The organism is Arthrobacter sp. JCM 19049, assembly GCF_001310435.1.
On sequence record NZ_BAXF01000033.1, the window covers coordinates 1 to 13168 of the forward strand.

Consider the following 13168-nt stretch of genomic DNA (forward strand, 5'->3'; position numbering starts at 1 on the left):
CGACCTGTGCGTTGGCCAGGCCGTCGTCCTTGTCGAAGTTGTGCAGCGGGTTGCCGTCCCCGCTCAGGTCACGTCCTTCCCAGCTTTGGCCGGCCGAATCGGACTTGCTGCCGGCCTGCGCCAGGGCCGCGGCGATGTGGCCGGGCAGGTGGCGTTTGGGCTCGGGCTGGGAGGAGGAAGTGGGGCTCATGTACCCATGCTATAAGCTCGCGCAAGTGCGCCGGACCGCTTGTGACCTCGGTTAAACGTGATGTGGGCTGGGCGCGGTGTCTTCCACCGGGCTCAGCCCACTCAACACAGGTACTTTAGTTGCTGTTCTCATCTCCCATTCCGGGTTGCGGCTCTAAAGCAACCCGCGCTTAGAACAACTTCTTACGGAACGACAGCCCCTTCCCCAACCGAATGTTTACGGTTCCTCGAGAAGAGATCGAGACCGGGCCAGCCTTCTTAGAAACTGATGCCCCGGATTTCGAGATGTTTAAGGTCGTCGACTTGCCTAGTTTCTTGCGCTTGCGAAAGGTAAACCCCACCGTGGCACTCCTTTAGTTAATACAGTTAGTCAGAACGAATACAGCAGGCATTTACACCTGCTGATGTGCCGGGCCCTTCAGTTACAGTGACTCTGCAGAACACGGGCACTAGCGTTGTGCTCGGCTTTTGTCATCCAGAGGTCGTATTTATATTTGACCTCGACCTGCCGCGTCACGTACTCGCACCAGAAGCCCCTATTCGGTGGCAACCACGAGGCGGCATCCCTGTCACCTTTAGACGCGTTGGTCGGCCCGTCGACCGCAAGCAGGTTTAGCGGATCATTTGCGAACTCATAACGAGACTGCGACGACAGCTTCTGCGCCCCCTTTTGCCAAGCATCAGAAAGCGCGACCACATGGTCGATCTGCACTGCGTTACTCGTTCTCTGTCCCCGTTGGAACTCGATTAGCGCACCGGTATAAGGATCTTCAAGCGTCGCAGTCAAAACCACGCAGTTAGCTGTGCCCGTTTTGTAGGTGTGCACCGTAAGATCGCGGGCGAGCATGTCATTCCTCGCATCGCAACCGTTATGATCCGGATCGCCCCAACCGTTCCCGAATAAACTCCGGTCATATCCGGTTTTGGGTGCCCGCCCCTTGATTGCGATCTGTCCCAGCATCGCGGTTGCATCCGAAGTTTTGGAAGTCGTCTGCTGGGATTGATTGCTCGGGGCAGTTTCTTCGCTCTGCTCAACAACCTCATCGTCGGTCAAAGATTGAGCTGTTGGAGCCGGTTCCTCTGTGACGATCGTAATCGGCAACGCTTCCTTGCGGGTGGTAATCTCCGCCGGAGGCTCGGTCAATTTCGAAGGACTCTCGGCTGACGACACTTTTCCCGCCGGAATGCTCGATGGGGCGGCACAGCCCCCGAGCAGTCCGATGCAGAGGCCGAGCCCGAGTAGTCTTATCCCTACTCGCACCCGACTCCGTCACCGTCACGATCCAGGTGTTTGCCATAGCCCGGTTCGCCCCTATAAACGGGCGCTGCGCCAGCATTACGTGCTTCAGTGCAGTTTTTGAAATAACGGCCAGTATTAGGAGCTGGTTTCGGTGCCGCAGGTTTCGGTGTACTTGCGGGCTTTCGCACCTTTTTCTTCTCGGCTTCTTGCTTCGCCTTCTTCTGGGCTGCAGCTTTTTCAGCAGCGGCCTTTTCCTGGGCCGCCTTCGCGGCAGCAGCTTTCTCTTTCTTGGCCTTTTCTAGTGCAGCTTTTTCCTGTTCAGCCTTCTCTTCGGCGGCTTTCTTCGCCTCGGCTGCCTTCTTGGCCTCAGCCTCTGCTGCCTTCTTGACCTTAGCCTCGTCTGCCGCCTTCTTTTCAGCAAGAAGTAACTTCTCGTGCTCATTAGCGGTTACCCAGACAAGCGCTCCGTTCGCGTCCTTGTCACAGTACAGTTGCTCGTGGCCTTGTTCCATCACTAAGTCGTCGCCGTCGCAAAGGTCCCCTACATAGTCATCCAGCACTGGGGCCGGTGTCGGAGTGGAGGACTCGGTTGCAACTGCAGGTTCCGGGCTTGCAGAATCATTCTGCTGAACGGCGGGCGCTGCATTGGGTTCGGGTGCTGGCACCGGATTCTGAATACCGATAATGCCTGCGGCGACGATAACCAACCCGGCGAGAATACCGGTGCCCTTGGCAGCCATTTTGCGATTCGACCGAGCAACCCAGGGAATGCGGCCGACAAAGATCGCAATCGCGCCGAACACCACTCCTAACAAGGCAAGGAGCAGGACCACTTCCGGCAGGAATATCAGAAGTAGCAGCAACCCTAAAAGGACCAGCGCTAGCAGAAGTTTTCGATTAGTTTTCGTCGTTTTTGGGCTCGGTGGAGTCCCCGGAAAACTGGTGCTCATGATGTCCCCCCAGACAGTGAAAGATACAACAATATTCTTGGATGAGTTCGCGTTTAAAGCAAATTTGTTTAGCTAAAAAATTGTGACATTTTGATAACAAAAGAAGCCGGCGGTCTTCAGCAGTTCAAGGTTCCCCCTCAGCCGTCGGCTCACCTAATGCCACGTCATCGTGAGAAGTAAACCAGTGCTACGGGCGGCGTTGTTAGTGAGTGAGCAAAGGCTCCAGACAGCCGTGAGAAAGGCCCGGAGATTATGTTTGGATTGACGCGTTAGACCCGCGGGGGGCTCCCGGACACGGTCCGTCAAATTGAATCTCTGATCCCGCACGCGAACCTGTCAGCGCAGCAGTGATCACCCTGACCACGGCTGGATGGAGTCGCTCGTCAGTCGTCTTTCAACGGCGTATGGGTCCCGCGAACACTTTCCGTGTTCACGAGACCCATAATTCAACTAATCAGTTGCCCCCGACTTAGCTAAGCCCGTCCGGCTGAGACTTCCAGGGCGTCCTGCAGGGTGAAGCGACCGGCGTATAACGCCTTGCCCATGATGGCGCCTTCGACGCCCTCGGGAACCAGTTCGCGCAGCGCGCGCAGGTCATCCAGGGAGGAGATGCCGCCGGAGGCCACGATCGGCTTGTCGGTCTTGGCGCACATTTCCAGCAGCAGCTTCACGTTTGGGCCGCGCAGGGTGCCGTCCTTGGTGACGTCGGTGACCACGTAGCGCGGGCAGCCGGCGTCCTCCAGCCGGGCGAGCACCTCCCACAGTCCCCGCCTTCCTTGGTCCAGCCGCGACCGGCCAGGGTGGTGCCGCGCACGTCCAGGCCAACGGCGATCTTGTCGCCGAAGCGCTCAATGGCCTTGGCGGTCCATTCGGGGTTCTCCAGGGCGGCGGTGCCCAGGTTCACTCGGGTGGCGCCGAATTCCAGGGCCCGCTCCAGTGAGGCGTCATCGCGGATGCCGCCGGAGAGTTCCACCTTGATCTGCAGTTCCTGGGCGATGCGCTGGACAATGTTGGTGTTGTGTCCGCGGTCAAAGGCGGCGTCCAGGTCCACCAGATGCAGCCATTCGGCGCCGTCGTTCTGCCAGGCCAGGGCGGCTTCCAGCGGATCGCCGTAGCCGGTCTCGGAGCCGGCTTCGCCTTGGACCAGGCGTACGGCCTGCCCGTTGGCGATGTCGACGGCGGGAAGCAGTTCCAGGTGTGTTTGCTCGCTCATTGTTTCCTTTATGTTCTGCGGTGGCGTAGGGCGCTACAGGGTCAGGACCCACCCGGCAATGACTGCCATGGCGGCCAGCGCCCAGCAGGCGATGATCCAGGAGATGTGGGCTTTCTGACTTTTCAGGGAGATCGCTCCCCCGGCCAGGAAGGCTCCGACTCCCAACAAGACAACGGTCCACATGTTTAGAGGGTCTCCAACCAGTTGCGCAGCAGGCGGTTGCCCGCCGTGCCGGATTTCTCGGGGTGGAACTGGACCGCGGAGAGCGGACCGTTTTCCACGGCGGCGACGAACGGGGTGCCGTGGGTGCTCCAGGTGACCTTGGGGGCGCTCATCGCCGGCTGGGTGATGTCAAACTCCCAGTGGCGCACGCCGTAGGAGTGCACGAAGTAGAACCGCTCCTGCTCGATCCCCTCGAACAATCGGCTGCCTCGGGAACCTGAACGGTGTTCCAGCCCATGTGTGGGATCACTTCGGCTTCCAGGCGCTCCACGACGCCGGGCCATTCGCCCAGTCCCTGACTGCGCACCCCGTGTTCCACGCCCTCATCGAAGAAGACCTGGTGGCCAACGCAGATGCCCAGCACCGGTCGGCCGCCGGCAACCCGGCGTCCGATCCAGCGCGGCGCGTCAATGGCCTTGAGCTGTTGCATCACCGAAGCGTAGGCCCCCACCCCGGGGACCACCAGGCCATCGGCTTCCAGGATCGCGGTGGAGTTGGCGGTCAACTCCACACTGGCTCCGGCCGCCTCCAGGGCGCGTACCGCAGAGCGGACATTGCCGGACCCGTAGTCCAGGACGACTACGTTTTTACTTCCCACCTACAGCGCACCCTTCGTGGACGGGATTTGGTCCCCCATGCGGGGGTCGGTTTCCACCGCTTCGCGCAGCGCCCGTGCCAGGGCCTTGAACTGCGCTTCAACGATGTGGTGTGGGTCGCGCCCGGAGAGTACCTCGATGTGGGCGCAGATCTGGGCGTGGAAGGTCAGCGACTCGAAGACGTGGCGCGTCATCGACCCGGTGAAGTGCCCGCCGATCAGGTGGTATTCCTGGCCGGCCGGCTCCCCGCCGTGCACCAGGTAGGGCCGGCCGGAGATGTCCACGACGGCGCGGGCCAGGGCCTCGTCCAGCGGCGCGTAGCGGTGCCGAATCGGCGGATGCCGGCCTTGTTGCCCAGGGCAGTGCGCAGCACCTCGGCCAATGGTGATGGCGGTGTCCTCCACGGTGTGGTGCACGTCGATGTGGGTGTCGCCGGTGGCGCGCACGGTCAGGTCGATCAGCGAGTGCTTGGACAGTGCGGTGAGCATGTGGTCGAAGAACGGCACGGAGGTGCTGATCTCGGACTTGCCGGTGCCGTCCAGGTCAAGTTCGACGAACACGGACGATTCGCTGGTCACGCGTTCCATGCGGGCTTTGCGGCCGCCCAGGGATTCGGCAGACATCTTCTTCCTTCGCTAGCTTCTGACAGTTTGCTGGTGCGCCGGTTCGAGCAGCTCGCTGAGCCGGTCGAGGAAGGCGGTGGTTTCCGCCTCGGTGCCGGCGGTGACGCGCAGGGTGCCAGGGATCCCGTTGTTACGCACAATGATCCCTGCCTCGAGCAGGCCCTGCCAAATCGCTTCCGGATCCTGCAGCCCGCCGAAGAACACGAAGTTCGAATCGCTGACCGAGGGCTGCAGGCCCAGTTCGGTCAACCGGGTGACGATCCGGTCACGCTGGGTCTTGATCTGTTCGACCTCGGCCAGCAGCGCGTCCACGCTTTTCAGTGCCGCGATCGCGGTGGCTGGGTGACCGCCGAGAGGTGGTAGGGCAGGCGCACCAACCGGATTGCGTCACTGATTTCAGGGGCCGCGGCCAGATAGCCAAGGCGCGCCCCGGCCAGCGCAAACGCCTTGGACATGGTCCGGGTGACGATCAGGCGCTGGCGGCCGGGCAGCAGGCCCAGCGCGGACTTGGTGCCGGCCAAGGCGAACTCGGCGTAGGCCTCATCGACGATCACGATCGCGTTGTTCTCGCTGGCCGCCTCGTAGACGGCCTTGATGACATCCAGCCCCAGGGCGGTACCCGTGGGGTTGTTGGGTGAGCAGAGGATCACGATGTTCGGGCGGTGTTCGCGCACCTGGCTGGCGGCCGATTCGGCACTGAGCGTGAAGTCCGCGGCACGGGTTCCGGCGATGAAGGAGGTATCGGTGCCGCTGGCCAGCAGCGGGTACATGGAGTACGTGGGTACGAAGCTCATGACGCTGCGTCCCGGTCCACCGAAGGCCTGGAGGATTTGCTGCAGAATTTCGTTCGAGCCGTTCGCTGCCCAGATGTTCTCGGCGCGCAGTTCATGCCCCAGGTAGTCGGCGAGCAGTTCACGCAGTTCGGTGAACTCGCGGTCCGGGTAACGGTTGAGGGTGGTGGCGGCTTGGCCACTTCTTGTGCAATTGCCTCGACCACGGCCGGCGGCAGTGGATGGGTGTTTTCGTTGACGTTCAACTGTATGGGCACGTCGATTTGCGGCGCGCCGTAGGGAGAGAGCCCGCGGAGATTCTCACGCAAGGGCAGTTGACTTAACAGTTCACTGCGGTCTTTCACACGGTAATTCTAAGCTGGGGCGGGCGCTGGCAGTGAATCAGTGACGCTCCAGGCGGTAACAATGAACCGCGGGCTACTGCTGGTCCAGGACCGGAATCTGCAGGGTTTGTCCGGCCTGCAGCACGCCACCATGCAGCGAGTTCATTTCGCCGATGTAGCGAATGGCGTCTTCCTGGTCGTAGCCTTGCGCGTATTCGCTGGCCAAGTCCCACAGGGTGTCCCCGGGAATGACGGTCACCTCCACCGTTTCAACGCCTACTGGCTCCTGGTCGGAGGCCATTACGGAGTTAGAGAACGTGGTCAGCAGGAAAGTTGCCGCCAGGGCCAGCAGGAAGACCGGAACCCCGATCAACACAACCCAGCCGCGTCGGGTCAGGCGGATTCGCATGCGTGTGGTGCTTTGATCTTTATCCAGTGCCGTAGTGGCCATGGCCGATCTCCTCTCAGGACGAGCGTGATGCGAGTTTCTAATGTTCGAACATCTCATTCGAAGATATGTTCGGATCTAGTACATCTTTTCTAACAGAGCTCGGCGACACTTGTCCAGATAGTTCGAACAAATCTTTGAAAGAGGCTTCGAAATCCACTAGGATTTCGAAGTAAATCGAGCATGAAGACATCACAACAGTCAGCACCGACAGTTTGACCGCTCGGCCATGACTCGCAATCGTTAGGGAAGGCAGAAATTACATGTCAGCATCACAACGCACTCCGCGTGCCAATGCTCGGTCGCTGACCATCCGCCAGAAGAAGATCCTGGAAACCATCCAGCGGGCCATCGGGAACAACGGCTACCCGCCCTCGATGCGTGAGATTGGCGACTCGGTCGGGTTGGCCAGCCTCTCCTCGGTAACCCACCAGTTGGGTCAGCTGGAGAAGCTCGGATATATCCGCCGTGACCCGCGCCGTCCCCGCGCCATGGAAATTCTGCTTCCGCTGCAGCTGAACGACGAGTCTGAATCCGCTTCCAAGGAACCGGCCGCCCAGCCGGAGCCGGCCGATGACACCAAGGTCATTGAGCTAAGCACCTCGGCGGACACCACGATGGTGCCACTGGTTGGACGCATTGCCGCCGGTGGTCCGATCCTGGCTGAGCAGAGCGTCGAGGATGTCTTCTCCCTGCCGCGTCAGCTCGTGGGCCACGGTGAGCTGTTCATGTTGCGGGTTTCGGGCGACTCCATGGTGGATGCCGCCATTTGCGACGGCGACTGGGTGGTGGTGCGCCGTCAGCAGACCGCCGACAACGGCGACATCGTTGCCGCCCTGCTGGATGAGGAAGCCACCGTCAAGACCTTCCGCCAGCGTGATGGCCACACCTGGCTGCTTCCGCAGAACTCGCGCTACGAACCGATTCTGGGCGACAGCGCCACCATCATGGGCCGAGTTGTTTCGGTGATGCGTTCGCTCTAGCCTTCCTGCCACCTTCGGCACAGTCCCGGTGTTTCGCGTTACCAAACGCGGCACACCGGGATCTTGTTTTGGCTCTGCTCGACGCTCCCACCCAAGCCGGGAATCAATTCATCCGGATAACGTCCGCTAGGGAGCGAGGCAGGTGAAGGCCTGCAGTGGCAGGCGCCGTTGTTCAAGGACCACCTTTTCGTGGGGCACCACGGGGATTGGCAGGTCATCGAGCCTGAACCAGCGAAGATCCACGGCTTTGTCCGGCTCCTGGATCTCGGGTGTGCCCAGCCAGGAGCGGCATTCGAAAAAGAAGTCGACGCGGCCGGGCTGATCCTTGACCGCAGCCGGGCGCTGCAGCACCGTCAGGGGGTGAAGATGTTCTTCGCGGACCAGTACACCCAGCTCCTCGCCAGCTTCTCGAATGGCTGCCGCTACTGCGCTTTCGCCGTTCTCCAGATGCCCGGCGGCGGCAGCGCCCCAGTACCCGTCCAGGAAACCAGTGCCTCGCCGCTGTTGCAGCAGCACGGCGTCGGCGTGGCGAAAGATCACGTAACTCACTGCGATGAGTCCCCTGCGAGCCGGAGGCAAGTCCTGCGGTGGAAGGCTCATGAGGTCCTTCGTTTCAGGTCGGTACTCCGCGTGACGACCGCTGCGGCCGAGAGGATGCTCCAGCGCTGCACGGCCTCCGAGAGCTGAGCCGCCTGCTTGTCCAGGACGGTGTCGGCGGTATCGGAAACGAGCCGCGCGGCGGTTTGCCGCGCCCGCTGCCCCAGCCGGTGATCCGTAGCGGCCAGCGCCAGGTAGCGGCAGAGGATTCCGGTGAATAGGCTCCCATCCCCGCCCTGTTCCAGGCGCAGCCCCTGCTGTGGAACGGTGAGCCGACGGTCCACCGCGTCGATGAGGTCGGCGGCCTGGCGCAGGTACCGTTCGTCCCCGAGCTCCAGCCAGGCCCCAAGGATTGGGCCCTGGTTGTAGGTGTAGATCTGTCCTTCGAGCCGATGCCCGGCGTTAACCAGATAGATCCCATCCAGGTAAAGGCCCAGGGTGGGGTCGAAGAGCTTCTCGCGCATCCAGTCGACCAGCGAGACAGCGGTTTTCCGGTCCCCGATGCGGGCGAAGTGCAGGGCCGCGGGACCGTTGACCGGCACGTTCTTGAACGCGCGTTTGCGTGACCAGTATAGGCCACCGCCAAGCACCGAATCCTGACCGCTACGCAGTTGGCGGGTCAGCGAGTCCACCGCCGACTGGGCAAGTTTTGCCGGTTGCTGGTGCAGTTCCAGGCACAGCGCGTTCAGCCGGTGGCTGGAGAGCGCCAGCCAGGCCATGTCATCAAAGAAATAGTTCGGGAACACCCCGAAGTTACGGATCTTGATCCCGCGCAGCAGCCGCAGCCCGCGGCTCACCTCGGCCTTGGCTGCCGCGGGTGCGCCGGCCCGCACATAGTGAAACCCCATGTCCACGATCGCGTCCAGGTAGTGGGCCTGCCACCAGTAGTGCCATTCAGACCATGGGGCGTCCCCTCGGATCCGGCGCCCACGGGCTGCCGGCGCCTTAGGGGTGGGAACCGGTGCCCGCAACGCTCCGATCCAGGTGCCGGGCAGCCCCATGAGCCGGTGCCCGAAACGGTCGTTGACATCACGGGCAGCGTTGTCGGCCAGCGCGGTCCAGCTGTGGGTCATGCACTGCTCCTCTACCTGACGGGGGTCGGTGGGCAACCACCGGGTGCGGCGGTGTTCTGTGACGAGTCTACGTTTCCCGCCCAGCGCGCGCATTTGCCGCCGTACTTGGCTTGGCGCCGGCCGCGGGAGCATGCTGGAAACATGATGCGTGCAGCGGTTATCGATGTTCCCGGTCCGGCTGAATCCATTGCGGTGCGTGAGGTTCCGATTCCCAGACCGCAACCGGACGAAGTGTTGGTGCGCGCCGAGTTCTCCTGCGTGAACCATGTGGACACCTTTGTGCGTTCCGGCGCGTACGCCACCGAGCTTCCTTCCCCGTTCATCATCGGCCGGGATGTGGCCGGCACGGTCGAGGCCGTGGGTGAGTCGGTCACCGGGTTCAGCGTCGGGGACCGAGTCTGGTCAAACTCGTTGGGGTATGACAGGCGGCAGGGGTCCTTTGCCGAATTCTGCGTGGTGCCGGCCGCACGGCTTTTCACGGTGCCGCAGAACGTGGCGGATTTGCGCGGCGTGGTGGCGCTGTCCCATGCCATGACCACCGCGTGGCTGGGGTTGGGGCGCAGCGCACCGCTGGCCGCCGGGCAGTCGGTGTTCATTGGTGGGGCTGCCGGTGCCGTGGGCAGTGCAGCCGTGCAGTTTGCCTGCGCCCGGGACGCCCGGGTGATTGCCAGCGCCGCCCCGGCGGATCATTCGTGGGTCAGGGGTTTGGGGGCTGACACCGTGCTGGACTATGCCCGGCCCGACCTCATCGAAGCGGTGGCCTCCCACGTGGCCGAAGGTGCGGCGATCTGGTGGGACACGTCCGGTCACCAGCAGCTGGCTCAGCTTATCCCGGCGCTGGCCAACCGGGGCACCGTGTTGATTTCCGCGGGCCTGCAGGCCGAGGCCAGCATTCCGGTCGGTGCGCTCTACACCCGGGATGTGAGCGTGAAGGGTTTCGCCGTCTCGAACGCGGGAGCCGAGGAACTTACTGCGGCGGCCGCCGCGCTGAATGAGTTGCTGGCCACGAGGGAGCTGAAGTACCGGGTGGATCGTGAGTTGCCCTTGGAGCAGGCTGGCGAAGCCACCGGCTGGTGGAGGCCGGTGGGCTTCATGGAAAGGTTCTGGTGCGCCTGCGCGGCTGACCCGGGCGGGGGCGGCCGGCCCCGGCTACTTGTTCGGGTTCAGCCGTTTGAGCACCCCGAGGATGACCTTCTTGTCCGGGGTGGGCCACATCGGCGGCAGCGAGCTCTTCAGGTAGCCGCCGTAGCGTGCGGTGGCCATCCGGGAATCCAGCACCGCCACCACGCCCTTGTCGTTGATCGAACGGATCAGGCGTCCGGCCCCCTGGGCCAGGCGCACCGCAGCGTGGGCGGCGGAGACCTGCATGAATCCGTTGCCGCCGTGGCGGGCGATGTCCTGGGTGCGGGCCTTGGAGATCGGGTCATCGGGGCGCGGGAACGGGATCTTGTCGATGATCACCAGCCGGCAGGCGTCCCCCGGCACGTCCACCCCCTGCCACAGGGTCATGGTGCCGAACAGGCACGCGTCCCGGTCGGCGCTGAAGTCGGCGACCAGGGATTTCATGCTCGCCTCCCCCTGGCACAGGATCGGCACGTCCAGCTTCGGGCGCAGGATCGCCGCCGCCTCCTCGGCCGAGCGCTTCGAGGTGAACAGCACCAGCGCCCCTCCCCCGGAGGCCTCGATCAGATCCTCGATCTCATCCAGGGTTTCGGCGCTGAGCTGCCGCCCGGGCTTGGGCAGGTGCTTGGCCACGTACAGGATCCCCTGCTTGGGGTAGTTGAACGGGCTGCCCACGTCCACGCCCTGCCAGGAGGGGGCGCCCTCCCCCATCAGGCCCAGTGCCCCGGCGACGGAGTCGAACTGGGCGCCGATGGCCAGGGTGGCGCTGGTGAGCACGACGGTGCGCCCGTCAAACAGGCCCTCGCGCAGTTTGCCGGCCACCGACAGCGGCGCCACGTTTAGGGTGGCGGGGGTGGATTCATCGGCCTCCACGTAGCCGCGGCCCTCAACGAACTCGCGCGGCCGTGACGTCCAGATCACCTCGCGGCGTTCCTCGTGCTCCAGCATCCGCAGCGAGTCATCGAGCACCGCCTGCATCTGCGAGCGGGCCGTCTGCCGGCCACCGTCCACCGGATCCCCGGCTTCGGGCTTGGTCAGGGACAGGATGACGCGGGCCTGTTCGGCGATGTCGTTCAGTGCAATCCCGCTGGCCTCGTCCAGGCCGCGTTCCAGCAGGCCGGTGGCCTGCCCGGACAGCGCCTTATCCAGCCGGTTGGCGGCGTTGACCATTTCATCGACGTTGACCGCGCAGTGGCGCTTCATCGACCGGCGGCGTGAGCACGGTGCGCGGAGACAGCGCGCTGGCCACCGAGGAAGTGACCCGGTCCTGCAGTTCGTGGGCCTCATCGATGATCGCCACATCGAAGTCCGGCAGCACCGAGAGCCCTTCGAACGCGGACACCGCCAGCAACGCGTGGTTGGTGATCACCACGTCGGCTCGGCGGCCCGGGCCCGGGCCATCTCGGAGAAGCATTCATCGGCCATCGGGCACTTTTGGGAGCCCAGGCATTCCATGGCGGAAACCGAAACCTGGCGCCAGGCCTTGTCCGAGACCCCGGGCACCAGTTCGTCCCGGTCCCCGGTCTCGGTTTCTCGGCCCACTCGCGCAGCTTCATGACCTCGGTTGCCAGCGGGGAGAAGACCTGGCCGGCGGCCGGAGCCTCGTCCATGGCGAACAGCGTGCCCTCGTCATCCGGGTACCCGCCGCCGAGCTTGTACTGGCACAGGTAGTTGGCCCTGCCCTTGAGCAGGGAGACGTCCATGGGACGCGAAAGCTTGCCCTTCAGGCGTTAAGCAGGCGTGGGACATCGCGGCCCACAATCTGGGACTGCAGCGCCAGGGTGGCGGTGGAGACGATCACCGGCTTGGCCGAGGTCTGGGCGTAGGCCAGGGCCGGAATCAGGTACCCCATCGACTTGCCCGTACCGGTGCCGGCCTGCACCAGCAGGTGCTCGTCCTCCTCCAGGGCGCGCACCACCTGGCGCACCATTTCCTGCTGCCCGGTGCGGCTTTGGCCGCCCATGGAGGACACGGCGGTCTCCAACAGGTCCAACGCCTGCTTCTGCTTATCCATGGATGTTGTACTGCTCCAACTCCGCAGCCAGCGACTTGCGGACCTTGACGATCATGCGGGTGCCCGATTCCTGGTGCTCGCTGTCCAGGATCTCGGCTTCGGCCTGGTGCAGCTTGGCCACGAGGTCCCCGCGCTCATACGGGATGAGCACTTCGAGCTGGATGTCCGGCCGCGGGATCGAGGAGCTGATCTTGGCAAGCAGCTCGTCGATGCCCTGCCCGGTGTAGGCCGAGACCACCACCGAGTTTGATTCGCGGTTGCGTACCCGTTCGATGACGTATGGGTCGGCCACGTCGGCCTTGTTCAGCACGATGATCTCCGGGATGTGCATGGCCTCCACCTCGGTGAGCACCTTGCGCACCGCGGCGATCTGGCCTTCGGGATCCGGGTGGGAGGCATCCACCACGTGCAGGATCAGATCCGAGTCGGCGATCTCCTCCAGTGTGGAGCGGAACGCCTCCACCAGCTGGGTGGGCAGGTTGGAGACAAAACCAACAGTGTCCGCCAGCGTGTAGGTCAACCCGTCCTCGGTGGCCGCCTGGCGCACGGTGGGATCCAGGGTGGCGAACAACGCGTTCTCCACCAGCACCCCGGCGTTGGTCAGCCGGTTGAGCAGCGAGGACTTGCCGGCGTTGGTGTACCCGGCGATCGCCACGGAGGGGACCTCGTTGCGTCTGCGGTTGGCGCGCTTGGCCTCGCGGGCCGGCTTCATGCCCTTGATCTCGCGGCGCAGCTTGGCCATTCGGTCGCGAATGCGCCGGCGGTCCATTTTCGAATCTTGGTT

10 protein-coding genes and 6 pseudogenes are annotated in these 13168 nt (G+C 63.5%); 2 read left to right on the plus strand and 14 right to left on the minus strand.

What is annotated here, in order from left to right; all coding sequences use genetic code 11:
- The 10 genes and pseudogenes from JCM19049_RS03150 to JCM19049_RS03185 form a co-directional block, all read right to left on the minus strand.
- Window positions 1-190, minus strand: a pseudogene (locus JCM19049_RS03150) (SseB family protein); the annotation flags it as partial.
- Window positions 191-359: 169 nt separating this feature from the next.
- Window positions 360-530 (minus strand): DUF4236 domain-containing protein, encoded by a 171-nt coding sequence (locus JCM19049_RS18315; RefSeq protein ID WP_138174325.1) that lies wholly within the window; start codon window positions 528-530, stop codon window positions 360-362.
- A gap of 77 nt (window positions 531-607) precedes the next feature.
- Window positions 608-1333 carry an HNH endonuclease family protein gene (locus tag JCM19049_RS03155; RefSeq protein ID WP_279402358.1) on the minus strand — a complete coding sequence of 242 codons (726 nt, stop codon included), beginning with the start codon at window positions 1331-1333 and terminating at the stop codon, window positions 608-610.
- Window positions 1334-1440: 107 nt separating this feature from the next.
- Window positions 1441-2379, minus strand: a complete 939-nt coding sequence (locus tag JCM19049_RS03160) for an excalibur calcium-binding domain-containing protein (RefSeq protein WP_279402359.1) — start codon at window positions 2377-2379, stop codon at window positions 1441-1443.
- Window positions 2380-2852: 473 nt separating this feature from the next.
- Window positions 2853-3592: pseudogene (gene priA, locus JCM19049_RS03165) on the minus strand (bifunctional 1-(5-phosphoribosyl)-5-((5-phosphoribosylamino)methylideneamino)imidazole-4-carboxamide isomerase/phosphoribosylanthranilate isomerase PriA).
- Window positions 3593-3625: 33 nt separating this feature from the next.
- On the minus strand, window positions 3626-3760 hold the full coding sequence (locus JCM19049_RS18320; protein ID WP_279402360.1) for a hypothetical protein: 135 nt from the start codon (window positions 3758-3760) through the stop codon (window positions 3626-3628).
- 17 nt (window positions 3761-3777) lie between these two features.
- A pseudogene (gene hisH, locus JCM19049_RS03170) lies at window positions 3778-4412 on the minus strand (imidazole glycerol phosphate synthase subunit HisH).
- Entirely contained in the window at window positions 4413-5033 is a 621-nt protein-coding gene (gene hisB, locus JCM19049_RS03175) for an imidazoleglycerol-phosphate dehydratase HisB (RefSeq protein ID WP_279402361.1), read from the minus strand.
- A 12-nt stretch (window positions 5034-5045) separates the two neighbouring features.
- Window positions 5046-6168: pseudogene (locus JCM19049_RS03180) on the minus strand (histidinol-phosphate transaminase).
- Between the two features lie 73 nt (window positions 6169-6241).
- Entirely contained in the window at window positions 6242-6598 is a 357-nt protein-coding gene (locus JCM19049_RS03185; RefSeq protein WP_279402362.1) for a LysM peptidoglycan-binding domain-containing protein, read from the minus strand.
- 260 nt (window positions 6599-6858) lie between these two features.
- On the opposite strand from JCM19049_RS03185, the gene lexA reads away from it, so the two are divergent.
- A complete protein-coding gene (lexA, locus tag JCM19049_RS03190; protein WP_054820783.1) occupies window positions 6859-7578 on the plus strand; it encodes a transcriptional repressor LexA in 720 nt (239 codons plus the stop codon).
- 126 nt (window positions 7579-7704) lie between these two features.
- Here lexA and JCM19049_RS03195 read toward each other — a convergent pair whose 3' ends face one another.
- Both JCM19049_RS03195 and JCM19049_RS03200 read right to left on the minus strand, forming a co-directional pair.
- On the minus strand, window positions 7705-8127 hold the full coding sequence (locus tag JCM19049_RS03195) for an NUDIX domain-containing protein (RefSeq protein ID WP_279402363.1): 423 nt from the start codon (window positions 8125-8127) through the stop codon (window positions 7705-7707).
- Window positions 8128-8174: 47 nt separating this feature from the next.
- Window positions 8175-9248 carry a glycoside hydrolase family 76 protein gene (locus JCM19049_RS03200; RefSeq protein WP_054820785.1) on the minus strand — a complete coding sequence of 358 codons (1074 nt, stop codon included), beginning with the start codon at window positions 9246-9248 and terminating at the stop codon, window positions 8175-8177.
- Window positions 9249-9392: 144 nt separating this feature from the next.
- Here JCM19049_RS03200 and JCM19049_RS23090 point away from each other — a divergent pair.
- A pseudogene (locus tag JCM19049_RS23090) lies at window positions 9393-10301 on the plus strand (alcohol dehydrogenase catalytic domain-containing protein); the annotation flags it as partial.
- Window positions 10302-10397: 96 nt separating this feature from the next.
- On the opposite strand, the pseudogene JCM19049_RS03215 reads toward JCM19049_RS23090, so the two are convergent.
- Together JCM19049_RS03215 and hflX are read right to left on the minus strand one after the other, a co-directional pair.
- Window positions 10398-12384 (minus strand): annotated as a pseudogene (locus JCM19049_RS03215) (ATP-dependent DNA helicase).
- Window positions 12377-13168: GTPase HflX (gene hflX / locus JCM19049_RS03220; RefSeq protein WP_279402364.1), on the minus strand; the 792-nt coding region annotated here is incomplete at its 5' end. The gene hflX and the pseudogene JCM19049_RS03215, both read right to left, overlap by 8 nt.